Here is a 17,143-nt window from a genome sequence, read left to right as displayed (position 1 = left end):
ATAAGGAGAGATTATAATGAACAACATTACTTTCAACAAATCAGACTTTATCGGACTTGCAAGTGGAGCTACTCTTCTTACGGCTTTCATTTATACACTTGCTCAAGGTCTTATTTAACACTTTGTTTCCCCAAACCCCTTTATATATAGAAAAAGCTGCTCGTCTTATAGACAAGCAGCTTTTTAGTTTGTCCCGCTTTAATGGGCAGTAAGACCCCCACCTCAAAATTCAGCGAAAGCAAAGAAGTTAGGTGGGGGTCGGGCTGCCCATAAAAGTCCGATTGGTGAAGGCTAATAATCAGTGGGGGATGAAGAACCCCCACACTGATTAAAGTTTCACTTTATTTCATATACAATTTGACCTGTTCTCGTAATATCATATCCGCCAATCGCATTTAATTCATTATGAAATTCTTCCGATTGCAGAATGTCTTTCACAACTTCAATCAGCTCTTCATTTTCTTTATTCTTCAAAATTACTAAATCATACTGTTCTTTCATGATTGGAATAAAGTCCACATTTACAATTTGCGAAAACTTTTCTGAACCTACTCCTACATCAGCTTTTCCATTTGCAACTTGCGTGGCAACACCAAGATGATTCGATTCTTCCCATTCATATCCACTAATATCAGCTTTATTTAATTTTCGGATTCGTAATTGTTCATCCACTAACACTCTAATACCAGAACCCTTTTCTCGATTCACAAACTTTATAGTGGACCCGGATATGTCAGCCCATGTCTTTATTTTCTTCGGATTTCCTTTTTGAACATAAAACCCTACATTTCTGGACAATAAATTAATCATAAGACATGGCTGTCCTACTAAAATACGTTTTACGTAAGGAATATTATATGTACCCGTTTCACCATCAAACAAATGCAAACTAACGATACTTCCTTCTCCTTGATACATTTTCACTAAACTCGTTAAGCTACCTTGATACGCTCTTAAAACATTAGAACTTGGCAAACGATTTTCTATACGTTTAGCTAACATATCTAACGTTAGTTCTTGACCACTAATAATACACGTGTTCAAGATACTACTACCATCGTTTTTTACAGGATTAACTTGTACTTTCCCTGTTTTCATTTGCTTTATATATTGATCTAAATCTGCTGCATCAATGCGCATCTGTCTACCAACTCTATAAGAAGGAAGTTCTCCTTTTTTAATTAAGTCGTATACAGTTAATTTTGATACTTTTAATCGCTTTGCTACTTCTTCCGTTGTGTAGGAATGATGATCCATAGACGATTCCTCACTTTCTCCTTTCATTGTAACAAAGAAAAGAATATTTCTCCTATTTTTTAAAAATAGACATATGTTCAAATTATATTCAATTATAACTAGTTATAATTAGTTATATTTAGTTATAATTAGGTGTATCAAAATGAAAGGGGATTTTTTTATGAATAAATTTATATTACGTTCCATCGGGGCACTTATACTTTCTTTCCTTCTTATATTTAGCGCTGCTTGTACAAATGGGGAAAAGCATACAAAGTCAGCTGCTAAAGAGGATAAAACAGTTGAACTAACTATCTCAGCTGCTGCAAGCTTACAAGATGCATTAAAAGAAATCGAAAAACAATATAAAGAAAAAGAGCCAAATATCAAACTTTCTTTTAACTTCGGTGCTTCTGGAGCACTTCAACAACAAATTGAACAAGGTGCACCTGCTGATTTATTCTTCTCAGCAGCAGAAGATAAATTCCAAACCCTTGTAAAAAAAGGATTCATTAATGAAAAAGAAGGGAAAAATCTTCTTGGAAATGAACTAGTTCTAGTCATCCCTAAAGATAGTTCTCTTACAAAATTTCAAGATTTAAAAGATGAGAAAATCAAAAAAATTGCACTTGGTACACCTGAATCTGTACCTGCTGGCAAATATGCAAAGGCTTCTCTAACACACGAAAACCTTTGGAATGATGTTCAAAATAAAGTCGTATTTACAAAAGATGTTCGCCAAGTGTTAACATATGTAGAAACAGGGAATGTCGATGCTGGTATCGTATACAAAACAGATGCTCTCATTTCGGATAAAGTAAAGATTGGTGAGACAGCAGCAGCTATTTCTCATGAGCCAATCCACTATCCTTTAGGTGTTATAAAGGAATCTAAACATAAGAAAGAGGCGACTTCATTTTATGAGTATTTGCAGTCAAAAGATGCACAATCTATCTTTAAGAAATATGGATTTACAGTCCTGTCGTAATTACTATGAGCATTGATGCTATTTTATCGCCTGTCTTTCTATCTTTAAGAGTAGCTGCATGCGCCACTATTCTCGTTACAATTTTAGGGACGATTGTCGGGCGAGCACTAGCTCGCTCCTCATGGCGATATAAAGTACTATTAGAAACCATATTTTTATTACCAATGGTACTTCCACCAACTGTTATCGGCTTCTTTCTCATTATCATCTTTGGAAACAACAGCCCGATCGGAAAGTGGGTTGAATCATTATTTCAGCAGTCTATTATGTTCACATCTACTGCTGCGATCATTGCTTCTACAGTTGTTGCATTTCCGCTTATGTACCAATCAGCGAAAACGGGATTTTCTATCGCAAATGTACAAATTGAAGAAAGTGCTCGTGACCTTGGCGCAAGTGAATATCAAGTTTTTCTGCACGTTACACTTCCGCTCGCATTTCCTGCCTTACTAAGCGGGATGATTTTGAGCTTTGTCCGCGCGCTCGGTGAGTTTGGTGCTACACTTATGTTTGCCGGGAACATTCCTGGTAAAACACAGACAATCCCAACTGCAATTTACATGGCTATTGATGCAAGTAATATGCAACTCGCATGGACACTTGTAGTTATTACTATCGGTATGTCACTCGTATTTCTACTATGTATTCAACTTATTAATAAAAGAATTACTAACTCTTAAAGCAGCTTTTTTCAAAGCTGCTTCTTTATTTCTTAGGAAATAAAATATACCACCGGTAAATAACTGAATTTTACCTCTTATTAAAATATACATTTTATTTGAATTCACTTTCTAAAATAGGCAATTTCCTGTTATTATATGGAGGTGTTTCAAAAAATGAAGAAATGAAAACGCATTTATATCGTGAATTCTTCATCCTGTTTTAGCGATCGGTAATCTTCTACTCTATTAGTGGGGCATTACCGATCGTTAGAACGATATGTAACTATATTGGTATAGCAAACCGAAGGGAGTCTTGTAATGGACATTTTATTAGCGCTTCTTCCTGCAATTGCATGGGGAAACATCTTATTAGTAAGCGTAAAAATGGGCGGTGGTGCATATAGCCAAACGGTAGGTATGACAATCGGTGCTCTATTCTTCGCAACAATTATGTATGTATTTACTCAACCAGCTTTAACAATGACAATCTTAATTGTTGGTTTTATTTCAGGTTTATTCTGGGCTTTAGGACAAGTAAACCAATTAAAAACAGTTGAAAAACTAGGTGTTTCAACTACTGTAACGATTTCTACTGGTATGCAACTTGTTGCAACTTCTATCTTTGGGGTTATCGCTTTCCGTGAGTGGACTACTACTACAACGATCATTCTGGGAACGATTGCAATCCTATTAATCGTAGTTGGTGTTGTATTCACATCATTAGATGATAAAGAAAATGCTCAGCCACCTGGACAATTGAAAAAAGGACTTCTTACTTTAATTGTTTCTACTTTCGGCTATCTTGTATATGTAATTATTATTCGTTGGTATAATATCGATGGTTGGTCTGCTATTTTACCACAAGCAGTTGGTATGTTTGTTGGGGCGGTTGTACTGACATCTAAACATAAACCATTTAACAAATATGCAATCCGTAATGCTTTGTCTGGTTTACTATGGGGAACTGGAAACTTATTCTTACTTCTTTCATTACCACGTGTTGGAGTAGCAACAAGCTTCCCATTATCTCAAACTGGAATCGTTATCTCAACATTCGGTGCGATTGTATTCTTAGGTGAAAAGAAAACAAAACGTCAATTGATCTTTATTGCACTCGGTAGTGTTTTAATTATTGGCGGCGCTGTATTACTTGGTATGACAAAAGCATAATCTTATATTCTATTAGTAAACCCCTGAAGCATATGTACTTCAGGGGTTTTTTAATTCTAATTATTTTCTAGATATAATTATTTGTATGTTCTTGCCCCTTATAATTGCTCTTCCACTCTAGCAAACCAGCTACACATATAAAGAGATTAATAATAGCTAATATTAGCATGACGTATAAACCAGTAGAAATATAAATTACAATGCTAACTACGTTATATAAAATCCATAAATGCCAGTTTTCTAATATTTTTCGACTTAACATAAATTGAGCCACTAGTCCCAATACGGCATTTAAAGCGTCTAAATATGGACTTGTTGACTCTAAATAAAGGACTTGATAATAACCCCAACCAATCCAAGCAACTAAAATAAAACTTATATAAAAAGTCCATCCTTTCAAATCTAAACGAACTGTTGCTTTTACCTCTCCCTCCCCACTTCGTGCAATCCAATAATACCAACCATATACATTAAATATAAATTGAAAAGCGGCTAATACTGCCATTGCATATAAACCTTGTGTAATAAAAATGTATAGAAATACCGCAACAGTAATCATGCCAAATAAAAAGTTGGATACTTTTTCTCTCGCTAATAACCAAACATTAATGATTCCCATAATTGATGCGAAAATTTCAATATAACTCGATTGAATATACAATCCAACTAATACACAAATAATACTAGAAACAAGTAAAAAAAGTGGACTTCTAACCATATTTATCTCTCCCCAGATGTGTAATAAATTCCCTATCACCAGTATAAGGAATAGCTCTTTCCTTTACCATGAATTTCCTCCTTCTCATTATCCATTCCATCTACGGTAAGTCTTTTCTTTTTACAAAATTCTCTTAAAGATGATATCGTTTTTATAACATATCTCTACTAGAAAGGAATAAAGGATATGCTAACTAAACATCGAATTTTATTTATTGGTGCCGGTCGTATGGCAGAAGCTATATTTTCCGGATTACTTAAAACAAGCAAAGAGTACATCGAAGAAATTATCGTCTCTAACCGAAGCAACATAGAAAAGCTAAAACAGTTACAACATCGATATAATGTGTCTACTACAACAGATTGGAAACAGAATGTTACATCTGTTGATACGGTTGTTTTAGCAATGCCACCTTCGGCTCATGAAGAGTTATTAGCTGAGCTATCTCCGTTAATATCAAATCAACTAGTCGTAACAGTAGCAGCTGGCATTGGACCATCTTATTTAGAAGCTAGACTCCCAAAAGGCACGCCTGTTGCTTGGATTATGCCTAATACAGCTGCTGAAATTGGAAAGTCTATCTCCTTATATACAATGGGACAATCAGTAAACGAGATACATCAAGAAACCCTGCAACTACTTTTAAAAGGTATTGGTACTTCGCAACTTTGTACTGAGGAAGAAGTTCATCAGCTTACTGCAGTTACTGGAAGTGCACCAGCCTTCCTTTATTACTTTGCTGAAAGCTTAATTGAAGCAACAAAAAGTTATGGAGTTGATGAAGAAACCGCAAAACATCTTGTCATTCAAATGATTTCTGGCTCTGCTTCTATGCTTGAACAAACGCAAAATCCAGCTAACCTTCGCGAACAAGTAACAACGCCAGGTGGTTCCACAGCTGAGGGTCTCAAAACTTTATACGAATATAATTTTTCAGAGGCAATTCAAAAAGCATTAGAAGCAACAAACAAAAAAGCTAGGGGGAAATAATATGATTTTAACAAGTTTAAAAGACTATACAACATTACATAACGGTGTAAAAATGCCTTGGTTTGGTTTAGGTGTTTTTAAAGTAGAAGATGGTTCAGAAGTAATTGATTCTGTAAAAGCAGCAATTAAAAATGGCTACCGCAGCATCGATACTGCAGCAATCTATCAAAATGAAGAAGGCGTTGGGCAAGCGATTCGTGAATCCGGTGTTTCACGTGAAGAATTATTTATTACCTCAAAAGTATGGAATAGCGATCAAGGATATGAAACAACACTTCAAGCATTTGAAACTACATTAGAGAAATTAGGTCTAGAATATTTAGATTTATATTTAGTACATTGGCCTGTAAAAGGGAAATATACTGAATCATGGAAAGCATTAGAAACACTTTATAAAGATGGCCGTGTTCGCGCTATCGGTGTGAGTAATTTCCACATTCACCACTTACAAGACGTATTTGAAATTGCTGAAATTAAGCCCATGGTCAACCAAGTGGAATACCACCCACGTTTAGCACAAGAAGAGTTACATGCATTCTGTAAAGAACATAATATCCAGCTTGAAGCTTGGTCACCATTAATGCAAGGACAACTACTAGATAATCCAACGTTACAAGAAATTGCGACAAAATATAATAAATCAACTGCGCAAATTATTTTACGTTGGGATTTACAAAACGAAGTTGTAACAATTCCCAAATCAATTAAAGAACATCGCATTATTGAAAATGCAAACATCTTCGACTTTGAATTAAGTGCTGATGATATGAAAGCAATTCAAGCTTTAAATGAAGATCGTCGCGTTGGTCCAGATCCAGATAACTTTAACTTCTAGTAGAAAAACCACTGCCATATGCAGTGGTTTTTTTATTTAAGAAAACTGAAAATTTAAACTATATTTCATTTAGTTGACACTTCATTATTCAAGGTGTAAGATTTTGAATTATCAAAGAAACACAAAAATTAATAAAATTTATTCGTTTACTCATTGTATCAAGAGAGGTGGAGGGACTGGCCCTTTGAAACCTCGGCAACAGGTTCATTTTGAATACTGTGCCACTTCCTGCAAGCTTTATGCTTGAAAGATAGAATGAGGGACTTCGTTTATATACGGGTGCATAACTTGTACGTAAAAATCCCTCTTTCTCAATATGAAAAGAGGGATTTTTTATTTTTCATTTCCCTCATCATCATCCAAACTTAATTATTTAGGAGGAAAATCAAATGAAAAAGAAGTTTGTACCCGGTATTGCATCAGTTGTAGGAGTAAGTATTTTATTAACTGGTTGCGGTAGTTATAAAAACGAAGCAAGCGGAGCAAATGCAAAAGACGAGGCACCTAGTAAACAGGTTTTAAACTTATCTTCACCTACTGAAATACGAACAATGGATACGGCTCGTGCTACAGATACTGATTCTGGTCAAGTAATGAGAAACGTATTTGAAGGTTTGTATAATCTTGGTGAAGGTAACAAACCTGTTCCTGGTGTTGCAAAATCTCATGAAGTAAGTGGCGATAAAACGAAATACACATTCCATTTGCGAGATTCAAAATGGTCAAACGGCACTCCTGTTACAGCTAAAGATTTTGTGTTCGCTTGGCAACGTGCCGTAGATCCAGCAACAGCCTCTGAATATGCATTTTTATTCTTTGATATTAAAAACGCAACAAAAATTAACAACAAAGAACTTCCAGCCGACCAACTTGGTGTAAAAGCAGTTGATGACCATACGTTTGAGGTAGAATTAGAGCGTCCTGTTCCTTATTTTATTAGCTTAACAGCTTTCCCAACATTTCTACCAATTAATGAGGAATTCTTTAAAGTACAAGGTGATAAGTACGCTTTAGAAGATAATACAATCTTGTACAATGGAGCTTTTACACTAAGCGATTGGAAGCACGAACAAAGCTTTAAATTTAAGAAGAACCCTACCTATTGGGATAAAGATACTGTCAAACTAGAAGAAATCAATTTTAATGTCGTAAAAGAAAAATCAACAGAAGTAAATTTATTCGAGTCAAAACAATTAGATCGTATAAAACTAACATCTGACTTCGTCGATAAATATAAAAAGGATGCTAACTTTAAAGAACGTCCAAACGTAGGCGTACAATTTTTACGTATGAATCAACAAAACAAAGTACTTCAAAACGTTTCTGCACGCCAAGCAATTGATCAAACAATTGATAGAAAATCCTTTGTAAATACGTTATTAAATGATGGCTCTACACCAACATTTGGTCTCGTTCCAAAAAACTTTGCAAAAGGACCTGAAGGAAAAGACTTCCGTACTGCAAACGGCGATTTAACAAAAGTTGATACAAAATCTGCACAAGAGTTATGGAAAAAAGCTAAACAAGAGCTTGGTTCTGAAAAGATAACATTAGAATTATTAACGAGTGATGCTGACCTTGATAAGAAAACTGGTGAATTCTTAAAAGGACAACTAGAAAAGAATCTAGATGGATTAACAGTAAATATAAAACCTCAGCCGCGTAAGCAACAAGTTTCGCTTTTATTAAAAGGTGACTACGAAATCGGAATTGATGGCTGGAGCCCTGACTTTGCGGATCCAATTACATTCCTTGAGCTATTTACAACGAATAACCCTTATAACTTAGATCATTACTCTAATAAGGAATTCGATGAAACAATAGCAAAAGTGAAAACAACTTTAGCTGGTGATGAAAAAGCTCGCTGGGAAGCATTACTAGCATCCGAGAAAATATTATTTAAAGACTCTGTTATCGCTCCTCTTTACCAAAAAGGCGAATCTTATTTAGAACGTTCTTATGTGAAAGGAATTGTGCAAGTAGACTTTGCAGGTCAATTAAACTTCAAGTGGGCAAAAATTGAAAAATAAAGTAAAACTTTAATAAGTGGGGGTTTCTTCATCCCCACTTATTATTAGCCTACACCAATTGTTTTTTTAGCAAAATATATTAAAAATAGGTTCTCTCACACATGAGAATCTGCTTTTTTAATATATTATTCTAAGAAATTAACAATCTATTTTTATTATTGACATATAGTTCTTTTCAGTGTTAATATTCTAAATAATCAAAGAAACAAAATATTTAACCATCAAAATATAATGTCTACTACGTTGAAACATATAACGATAGATTATAGTTCAACATGTATATACATATAGAACACCTGATTACCTATAAACAAATATTTATAATAGGTTTTATCTCCTTCTATAGCTACTTCAAGACACGGACATTATGACGTTACGAACAACACATTTAGGGAGGAACGAACAATGAAGAAAAAAGTTGTACCTGTTGTTGCATCTGTTTTAGGGGCAAGTCTATTACTAACTGCTTGCGGGGGAAATAAAGATAATGCAAGCGGAGCGAAAGCAAACGATAAAGCACCTGATAAACAGGCAATTAACTTATCATTCGCTTCAGAAATTCCAACAATGGATGTTGCAAAAGCAACGGATGGGGAATCCATGAACGTAATGCGTAATGTTTTTGAAGGGCTATATGCAATGGGAGAAGATAATAAACCGGTTCCTGGTGTCGCTGAGTCGGTTGACATTAGTCCCGATAAAACAAAATATACATTCCATCTCCATGATTCAAAATGGTCAAACGGTACTCCTGTTACAGCAAAGGACTTCGTCTTCGCTTGGCAACGTGCCGTAAATCCTGATACAGCAGCTGAATATGCATTCTTATTCTTCGATATAAAGAATGCGAAACAAATAAACCAAAAACAATTACCGGTTGATCAATTAGGTATTAAAGCTGTCGATGACAAAACTTTAGAAGTACAACTAGACCGTCCTGTTCCCTACTTCTTAAGCTTAACTACATTCTCAACATTCTTACCAATTAATGAAGAGTACTTAAAGTCTCAAGGCGATAAATATGGTTTAGAAACAAATCATTTAATTTATAACGGTGCTTTCACATTAGATAACTGGAAACATGAACAAAGCTTCCAATTGAAGAAAAATCCTAACTATTGGGATGCTAAAACTGTAAAATTAGAAGAAATCAACTTCAATGTCGTTAAAGATAAGTCTACAGAAGTGAACTTATATGATTCAGGACAAATTGATCGTGTTGCTTTAACTGCAGAGTTTGTTGATAAATATAAGAGCGATCCAAACTTCAAAGAACGCGCTGAAGTCGGCATTCAATTCTTACGATTAAATCAGAAAAATGAAACATTAAAAAATCAACATGCACGCCTTGCTATTAACGGCGCAATGAATAAAAAAGCTTACGTAGAAACAATCTTAAATAACGGCGCTGTTCCAGCTGAAGGAATGGTTCCTGCGAAATTTGCAAAGAGCCCAGAAGGCAATGACTTCCGTAAAGAAAATGGAAATCTAGTCAAGGATGATGTGAAAACAGCGAAAGAAAACTGGAAAAAAGCAAAACAAGAACTTGGTACTGACAAAGTAACAATCGAACTATTAACAAGTGACAATGCTTTAGCTAAAAAGACTGGTGAATATTTAAAAGGTGAATTAGAAAAGAACCTAGATGGATTAACAGTGAATTTAAAACCACAACCACGTAAACAACAGCTAAAACTACTATTAAGTGGTGACTATGAAATTGGTATTGACGGCTGGGGCCCTGACTTCGCTGATCCAATTACATTCTTAGATTTATTTACAACAGATAGTGCTTATAACTTCGATAAATACTCTAACAAAGAGTACGATGAGCTAATTCATAAAGTGAAAACAGATTTAGCTGGCGATGAAAAAGCACGCTTTGAAGCAATGAAGCAAGCTGAAAAAATTCTATTACAAGACGGCGCTGTCGCTCCTTTATACCAACAAGGCCGTTCTTACTTACAACGCTCTTTCATTAAAGGACTTGTAACAACTGACTTCGGTGGTGAGTTTAACTACAAGTGGACAGAAGTTACAAAATAATAAGTGCTAATAAAAAGGTATCCCACCGAGGATACCTTTTTATTTTATACTTCTTTAACTACAGAGCTTCTTCTTCCCTTTACCATTCCTTTTATAGCTAAAGTCATCACTGCTACTGATTGTGTAACCAATACAATAACTAATAATGAAATAATATTTCTCTCTAAACTAACTCCTCCAAATATTATTGTATAATAGCCATTCGCTGCATATGTTGCAGGAAATAATTCACTGATTGTTTGATATGTTTTAGAAAGCATTTCATGTGGCACAGTTACAACCATTTGTGTTAATGAAAGAAATGCGAAAAAGACTATTGTCAATAATCCTCTTTTCCTTCTTTTTGCATTGAACCAAAACTCATCATAAATATAAACACAAACATCAAATATGTTCTCCACGTCAAAGAAGGTATATGCCCTGACCAAAGATAGCTAACTAAATAATTAATTCCCATAATACAAGACGATATTACTAAACTAATACTTATTAGTTTTACATATTTGAGCATATCTTTTCTCCTTGTTTTTTATTTTTCTACTTCTTCAAATTGCAGATTCACCGGCTCTTCTAAAAGTGTTTCATAAAAGTTCTCTGCCAAATCTGTTGAAGGAATTTTTTCATCTACTTCATCAAATCGAATACTATCTAGCCACACACAACCTTCTCCTGATAATAAAACACCAAATGCAATACCAAGTGCTTCTTCTTTTATATCTAATACAACCGAGTACGATTGCCAGTTATTCGTATTTTTAATGGGGCGATTTTGCATATTATCCATAGCGAGCGGTTCTGTATCTTTTCCATCTACTCGCATCCACAATCCTGCCCAATCTCTTACATTTTCACTCTTAACAAATGCTGTAAAACGTAATCTCTTCCCTACATATTTATCCGCTCTGAACATTTGCATTAATGTTGAAAATCCTCCGTGCGTAACATTCTCTTTTGCTTTTATGTATGCAGATACTTTTCCTTGATGGACAACTTCATAATCTAAACCCATCTCATATTCAGCAGGATGACTCCCACTTAAGATCCATCCTTTCGGTATACCTTTTTGCATTGAAACACCCTCTCTTTCTATATAAAATGACTGAAAGTACTTTCGATATTTCTTTGGTGGCAATTGAAACATTCTTTTAAAAGCTCTCGTAAATGCCTCTTGTGAGGAAAAACCGTATTGCAGTGCAATATCAATAACAGCTCTCTCCGTTGACACTAAAACTTGCGCAGCATGAGTTAACCTTCTCTTTCGAATATAATCCGTTACACTCATCCCAACATATCTTTGAAAGATGCGATGAAAATGGTACATCGATACGGCACTGTGAGATGCCACTCTTTCTGTTGTAAGCTCCTCATGTAAGTGATTCTCTATATATTCAATTGATTTTTTTATTATCTCTTTATATTCTTCATGCATTTTAGCCCCTCCCTCACAATTTCAATTTACCATATACATACAAATCGTTTTTGATTTAAATTGCGGATTAGCCCTCGTGACTGCAGGATAATAATTTATTTTCAACACATACATAATTACATGTTTTTGGGAAAAACTTGTATAGAACGAATTTACATAAGGAGGAATTTATAATGAGAATTCTACTATCAGTTTTATTAGCTCTTATGCTAGTACCTGCATTAACAGGATGTAAAGCTCCTGCCAAAGAAGACACAACTTCTAATAAAAAGACGACTGAAGAAGCAAAAAATGAGGCTCCTGCAGATTTAAAACTAAACTTCAATGAATTCGATTTAAAGGCAGACTATCAAGATACAAAGAAAGACTACGAAGCAGACTATAAAAATGTAGCAGCTGACAAGAAAATGGAAGCAAAAATTGAAGATCATAAAGCAGATGTAAAATTAACAGGAGACGAGGCTATCACAAAATTAAGCCCACTTCTACAAGAATTAAAATTTGATAAAGATACTCCTGACCAAGAAGTAATCGATCAAGTAGTGAACGTGTTCAAACTTGATAAAGACTATCAAAAATTCGATTTAGAAGTTGTCTTCTCTGATGGAACGAAAAAAGAATATAAAAGAGAAATAAAATAAAGAAGTAGGCGGTTGCCTACTTCTTTATTTTTGCATATCTTAAATCTGGTTTAGATCCAACATAATATTGAAGTCCAGATACCGTTTGTTTTTGTAAATAGGAATCCGACGGGAATATAATTGGAATTAATGGTGAATCTGTAAACATAATATCTTCCGCTTTATGCAATAAATCAAAACGCTTATCTTCATTTTGTTCTACTTCTGCTTCCTTCACTAAAGCATCAAATTCTTTATTATGCCATTTTGCATAATTGTTTGGACCATCACCTGCATATAAATCTAATTTAGTAATTGGGTCTAATAGAGAACCGCCCCATCCCATATAAGCTAATTGGAAATCACTTTGCTTATATGTGTCGATGTAACTCTTCCACTCTTTATTTTCTAATTTAATATCTACGCCAAGATTTTTCTTAAACATTTCTTGCATCGCTTCTGCTACTTTTTTATGTTGTGTATCTGTAGTGAATTTTAATGTTACTTCAGGTAATGTAGACCAGCCTTGTTCTTTCATACCTTCTTCTAATAATTTTTTCGCTTCTGCTGGATCAAATTTAACGTAACCACCTTTTTCTTTACGGAAATCACGCCCACTTTGTGTTTTTGCTCCTTCTGGAACGAATGCATTTGCTTCTTGTGCATTGTTTTTATACAGTTTTTCAACAATAAACTTACGATCAACTGCTAATGAGAATGCTTTACGTACTTTCGCATTTGTGAACGGCTCTTTTTCTACGTTAAACGAATAAATATAAGATGAAAATCCTGCAACACGTTTATATTCTTTATTTCCTTTTTCTTTCTCAATCATTTCTTGCGGTAAACTACTTAGTAAATCTAATTCTTTTGATTTGTATAATTGGTACGCTGTTTTAGAATCTGGAATAATACGAAACTCAATTTCTTTTAATGTTACCTTTTTATCATAGTATTCTTTATTTTTTTGTACCGTAATAGCCTGATTATGCTTCCATTCTTTTAATGTGAATGGTCCGTTCGTAATTAACTCTTTTGGATCTGTTTTTAATTTATTATTATCATCAATTGATTTTTTTGATAATGGAATGAATAATGAGCTTGCTAATTTTTGTTTAATGGAAGACACTGGGTGCTCAAGTGTTACCTTTAATGTTTGAGGATCAACAACTTGAATACCAACTTGTCCTTCTTCACCTTTTCCAGTATTGTATGCCTCTGCCCCTTTAATAAAATACATTTCTGTCGCATTCATAGAACCCGTTTTCGGATTTAATAATCGCTTCCATGCAAATTCAAAATCATTTGCTGTAATAGGAGAACCATCTGACCATTTAATATCTTTCTTTAAATGAATTGTATACTCAGTTCCATCAGCATTTACTTCTTCTTTCTCTGCTAATTCATTTTGATATTTTCCATCACTATCTTGCGTATATAAGCTTGAGAATAAATGTCCAATTACATAACCTGAAGTACTATCTGTCGCAATAGCGGAATCAAGTGTATATGGATCGCTACCAATATTCGTTACTAATCGATCTCCTTCTCCCTTACCAGCACTCGCCTTTTGCGTCTCTTTCTTACCGCAAGCGACAGAAGTAATTGCTAAAACAGTCATAATGACAAACAGTAAAAACTTCTTCATCCTACATTCTCCTTTAACCTGAAATTTTTGGTGTTGATGCCAATAGTGTTTTTGTATAAGAATGTTGTGGATTACGGAATACTTCGTCCGTATTTCCAAATTCAACAAGTTCTCCTTTGTATAAGACAGCTACTTTTTCACATAAATAGTGAACCATCGGTAAATCGTGAGCGATGAATAAATATGTATAACCTTGTTCTTTTTGGATTTTTTGCAGCAGATGTACAATTTGAATTTGCAATGAAACGTCTAATGCCGAAATTGGTTCATCAAGAATTAATACTTCCGGCTCACACAATAACGCTCTTGCAATAGCAATTCGTTGACGTTGTCCTCCGCTAAATTCGTGCGGATAGCGATCAATATATCGTCTATCTAACCCAACACGCTCTAGCGCATCACCTGCTACTTTATCTTTCAATCCTTTATCACCTAAACCAAATGAAATATAGCCTTCCGTTACGCTATCGCGTACTTTCCAGCGCGGATTTAATGCTGCTGTGGAATCTTGAAAAATAAACTGTACTTTCTGTAAGAAATCGCGTTTATGAGTTGCCTTCAACTTGTGAACGACTTGACCGTTATAATCAATTTCACCAGACGTTGGGCTCTCAATCCCAGCTATGAGCTTACCAAGTGTTGTTTTTCCTGAACCACTTTCTCCAATAATGCCAAGCGTTGTTCCTTTCGGGATAGAAAGTGATATATCTTTTAACGCTGCGATTTCTTTATTTTTACTTCCATACGTTTTCGTTACTTGCTTTACAGTAATTAAATCTGTCGTCATGAGGCATTCACCTTCTCTTTTGATTTCGCTTTATTATGCTCCAGAACATGTTGCCAGCAATGTGAACTATGCTCCTTGGAATATGTTGTTCTCTCTGGGAAACGATGAATACATTCTTTTATCGCTACTGGACAACGATTTACAAAAGGACAACCAAAGCTATTTAACGTCTCAATGGAAGGTGTCGTCCCTTCTATTGCACGTAATACTTTTTCAGAATCATCCATATTCGGAATTGCTTGTAATAAGCTTTTTGTGTATGGATGTTTAGGGGAACCTATCACTTCCTCTATCGTTCCTTTTTCAACAACACGTCCTCCATACATCACAACTACTCGATCCGCTACTTCACGTACAAGTGCTAAATCGTGCGTAATTAGTAAAATACTCGTATTTTGCTTTTCCTTTCTTTCCTTTAATAACTCCATAATTTGCTTTTGAATTGTTACATCTAATGCTGTCGTAGGTTCATCCGCAATAACGAGTTTGGGGTGGCAGGCAAATGCGATTGCTAAACAAATACGTTGCCTCATGCCTCCGCTTAATTGATGTGGGTACTGTTCAAAGCGTTTCTCTGCTTCATGTATCCCTAAATCATTTAATAAGTTAATCGCAATTTCTTTTGCTTCTTTTTTCGATTTCTTTTCGTGTTGCAAAATCACCTCTGTAATTTGCCTTCCCACCTTCATCGTCGGATTTAAAGATGAAAGTGGGTCTTGAAAGATAAACGAAATATCTTTCCCTCGAATTTGATTCCATTCTGATTCTTGTAGATTCGTTAATTCCTTTGATTCAAAAGATATATTTCCATCATCAATATGAATTGATTCTTGATTTAAGCCGATAATAGATTGTGCTGTAACACTTTTCCCTGAACCACTTTCTCCTACAAGTGCAACTATTTCACCTTCGCTAATAGAAAAGGAAACATGCTTCACAATTGCTTGGTTACTATTCTCTTTTTCAACGGCTAACGTTACGTTTTCTAAAGATAAGAGCTGTCCCATGTTTTTTCTCCTTTCGATTCCGTTTTACGATTTTTGGATCAATTGCATCTTGTAAACCATCACCAATCGCATTAAATGCGAACATAATGAGCGCAATCATGATTGCTGGGAAGAATAGCTGCCACCATTCTCCACTCAATAATGTCCCAAGTGCATCATTCGTCATCGTCCCCCAGCTTGCTGCCGGTGATTGCACTCCTAGTCCGATAAAGCTTAAAAATGATTCTGAGAAAATAGCTGCGGGAATTGTAAATGATAAATTTACGATAATAATGCCCGTTAAGTTCGGAATTAAATGCCCGTATATAATTTTCATATGGGATGTACCTAATCGCTCCGCTGCAATAACAAACTCTCTTTGTTTTAAAGATAAGACTTGCGCCCTAACGAGACGTGCCATACCAATCCATCCTGTTAATGCAAGGGCGATGATAATGGTAAAAAGACCTGGTTTCATAACAATTAATAGTAAAATAACAATTAATAAATACGGGATACCGTATAACACTTCGATTCCTCGTATAATCCACTCATCAATTAATGTCCCAAGGCGATTGCGCCCTCTCACATATCCACTAAATCCTCCGATTAGCACACCAAGTCCTATATCAAGAGCAGCTGCCACTAATCCAACTGTTAATGAAATTTTCCCGCCAGCCCAAGTACGTCCCCATATATCTCTTCCCAAATCATCTGTTCCGAACCAATGCTCACTACTAGGTGGTAAGTTTGTTGCCTCTTTTACTTGTTCACTCGCAGTAAATGGCGTTAAACTTTCACCAACAAGTGAGAAAACAATAATGAGTAATAACGTCACTGATCCTAAAACTGCGATTGGATTCGATACAAACTTACGAAACACTTCTTTCTTTCGGCTAATCTTTTGCTGATCTTTATTTATCGTTAATTCTTTCTTCTCTTCATTTGTTAATAACTGGTCATTAATTTCATAAGCTCCCATCTAAACATCCCCCTCC

At 35.1% G+C, this 17,143-nt stretch carries 18 protein-coding genes and 1 riboswitch; of the genes, 9 read left to right on the top strand and 9 right to left on the bottom strand.

Features of this window, described 5'->3' with window-relative positions; genetic code table 11:
- Window positions 1-16 precede the first annotated feature (16 nt).
- Entirely contained in the window at window positions 17-118 is a 102-nt protein-coding gene (locus ACTFP3_RS27895; RefSeq protein WP_001060017.1) for a DUF3948 family protein, read from the top strand.
- Window positions 119-336: 218 nt separating this feature from the next.
- On the opposite strand, the gene ACTFP3_RS27890 is transcribed toward ACTFP3_RS27895, so the two are convergent.
- Window positions 337-1,257 (bottom strand): substrate-binding domain-containing protein, encoded by a 921-nt coding sequence (locus tag ACTFP3_RS27890; protein WP_440011923.1) that lies wholly within the window; start codon window positions 1,255-1,257, stop codon window positions 337-339.
- Between the two features lie 160 nt (window positions 1,258-1,417).
- Here ACTFP3_RS27890 and modA point away from each other — a divergent pair, with 160 nt between their 5' ends.
- From modA to ACTFP3_RS27875, 3 genes are all read left to right on the top strand, one after another.
- Entirely contained in the window at window positions 1,418-2,224 is an 807-nt protein-coding gene (gene modA / locus ACTFP3_RS27885; protein WP_440011905.1) for a molybdate ABC transporter substrate-binding protein, read from the top strand.
- A 5-nt stretch (window positions 2,225-2,229) separates the two neighbouring features.
- The gene (modB, locus tag ACTFP3_RS27880) at window positions 2,230-2,904 is read left to right on the top strand and encodes a molybdate ABC transporter permease subunit (protein WP_000020526.1); all 675 of its coding nucleotides are present in this window, start codon (window positions 2,230-2,232) and stop codon (window positions 2,902-2,904) included.
- A 300-nt stretch (window positions 2,905-3,204) separates the two neighbouring features.
- Window positions 3,205-4,056, top strand: a complete 852-nt coding sequence (locus ACTFP3_RS27875; RefSeq protein WP_000353544.1) for a GRP family sugar transporter — start codon at window positions 3,205-3,207, stop codon at window positions 4,054-4,056.
- Between the two features lie 67 nt (window positions 4,057-4,123).
- Here the strand turns inward: ACTFP3_RS27875 and pnuC are convergent, their stop codons facing one another.
- Window positions 4,124-4,774, bottom strand: coding sequence for a nicotinamide riboside transporter PnuC (pnuC, locus tag ACTFP3_RS27870; protein ID WP_440011903.1), 651 nt, complete (start codon window positions 4,772-4,774; stop codon window positions 4,124-4,126).
- A 186-nt stretch (window positions 4,775-4,960) separates the two neighbouring features.
- On the opposite strand from pnuC, the gene proC reads away from it, so the two are divergent.
- From proC to ACTFP3_RS27850, 4 genes are all read left to right on the top strand, one after another.
- The gene (proC, locus tag ACTFP3_RS27865; protein WP_440011901.1) at window positions 4,961-5,764 is read left to right on the top strand and encodes a pyrroline-5-carboxylate reductase; all 804 of its coding nucleotides are present in this window, start codon (window positions 4,961-4,963) and stop codon (window positions 5,762-5,764) included.
- Window position 5,765: 1 nt separating this feature from the next.
- Window positions 5,766-6,599: an aldo/keto reductase gene (locus ACTFP3_RS27860; RefSeq protein WP_000604203.1), complete on the top strand. Its 834-nt coding sequence runs from the start codon at window positions 5,766-5,768 to the stop codon at window positions 6,597-6,599.
- A 152-nt stretch (window positions 6,600-6,751) separates the two neighbouring features.
- A riboswitch (SAM riboswitch) is annotated at window positions 6,752-6,856 on the top strand.
- A 132-nt stretch (window positions 6,857-6,988) separates the two neighbouring features.
- Window positions 6,989-8,629, top strand: a complete 1,641-nt coding sequence (locus ACTFP3_RS27855; RefSeq protein WP_000726482.1) for a peptide ABC transporter substrate-binding protein — start codon at window positions 6,989-6,991, stop codon at window positions 8,627-8,629.
- Between the two features lie 405 nt (window positions 8,630-9,034).
- Window positions 9,035-10,675, top strand: a complete 1,641-nt coding sequence (locus ACTFP3_RS27850) for a peptide ABC transporter substrate-binding protein (protein ID WP_326036155.1) — start codon at window positions 9,035-9,037, stop codon at window positions 10,673-10,675.
- Between the two features lie 44 nt (window positions 10,676-10,719).
- Here ACTFP3_RS27850 and ACTFP3_RS27845 read toward each other — a convergent pair whose 3' ends face one another.
- Genes ACTFP3_RS27845 through ACTFP3_RS27835 form a run of 3 tightly spaced genes read right to left on the bottom strand, consistent with a single transcriptional unit; the run spans window position 10,720 to window position 12,104 of the window.
- Window positions 10,720-10,998, bottom strand: coding sequence for a hypothetical protein (locus ACTFP3_RS27845; RefSeq protein ID WP_000156944.1), 279 nt, complete (start codon window positions 10,996-10,998; stop codon window positions 10,720-10,722).
- A complete protein-coding gene (locus ACTFP3_RS27840) occupies window positions 10,995-11,186 on the bottom strand; it encodes a hypothetical protein (protein ID WP_000922547.1) in 192 nt (63 codons plus the stop codon). Before ACTFP3_RS27840 ends, ACTFP3_RS27845 begins: the two co-directional genes overlap by 4 nt.
- Before the next feature lie 18 nt (window positions 11,187-11,204).
- Window positions 11,205-12,104, bottom strand: coding sequence for a helix-turn-helix transcriptional regulator (locus ACTFP3_RS27835; RefSeq protein WP_016124192.1), 900 nt, complete (start codon window positions 12,102-12,104; stop codon window positions 11,205-11,207).
- 173 nt (window positions 12,105-12,277) lie between these two features.
- Here ACTFP3_RS27835 and ACTFP3_RS27830 point away from each other — a divergent pair, with 173 nt between their 5' ends.
- On the top strand, window positions 12,278-12,745 hold the full coding sequence (locus tag ACTFP3_RS27830; protein WP_001221552.1) for a YusW family protein: 468 nt from the start codon (window positions 12,278-12,280) through the stop codon (window positions 12,743-12,745).
- A gap of 16 nt (window positions 12,746-12,761) precedes the next feature.
- Here ACTFP3_RS27830 and ACTFP3_RS27825 read toward each other — a convergent pair whose 3' ends face one another.
- Genes ACTFP3_RS27825 through ACTFP3_RS27810 form a run of 4 tightly spaced genes read right to left on the bottom strand, consistent with a single transcriptional unit; the run spans window position 12,762 to window position 17,127 of the window.
- Complete coding sequence (locus ACTFP3_RS27825) at window positions 12,762-14,372, bottom strand: peptide ABC transporter substrate-binding protein (RefSeq protein ID WP_025690493.1); 1,611 nt, start codon at window positions 14,370-14,372, stop codon at window positions 12,762-12,764.
- A 13-nt stretch (window positions 14,373-14,385) separates the two neighbouring features.
- Complete coding sequence (locus ACTFP3_RS27820) at window positions 14,386-15,159, bottom strand: ABC transporter ATP-binding protein (RefSeq protein WP_000205673.1); 774 nt, start codon at window positions 15,157-15,159, stop codon at window positions 14,386-14,388.
- Entirely contained in the window at window positions 15,156-16,166 is a 1,011-nt protein-coding gene (locus ACTFP3_RS27815) for an ABC transporter ATP-binding protein (protein WP_000531264.1), read from the bottom strand. The genes ACTFP3_RS27820 and ACTFP3_RS27815 overlap by 4 nt, the downstream gene beginning before the upstream one ends.
- Window positions 16,123-17,127: an ABC transporter permease gene (locus ACTFP3_RS27810; RefSeq protein WP_173601043.1), complete on the bottom strand. Its 1,005-nt coding sequence runs from the start codon at window positions 17,125-17,127 to the stop codon at window positions 16,123-16,125. Before ACTFP3_RS27810 ends, ACTFP3_RS27815 begins: the two co-directional genes overlap by 44 nt.
- Between the last annotated feature and the right edge of the window lie 16 nt (window positions 17,128-17,143).

It is taken from the genome of Bacillus cereus group sp. MYBK5-2 (genome assembly GCF_051915685.1).
GTDB lineage: Bacteria > Bacillota > Bacilli > Bacillales > Bacillaceae_G > Bacillus_A > Bacillus_A cereus.
The sequence above is the reverse complement of the archived record's forward strand: the minus strand, read 5'-3'. Positions and strand labels throughout refer to the sequence as shown.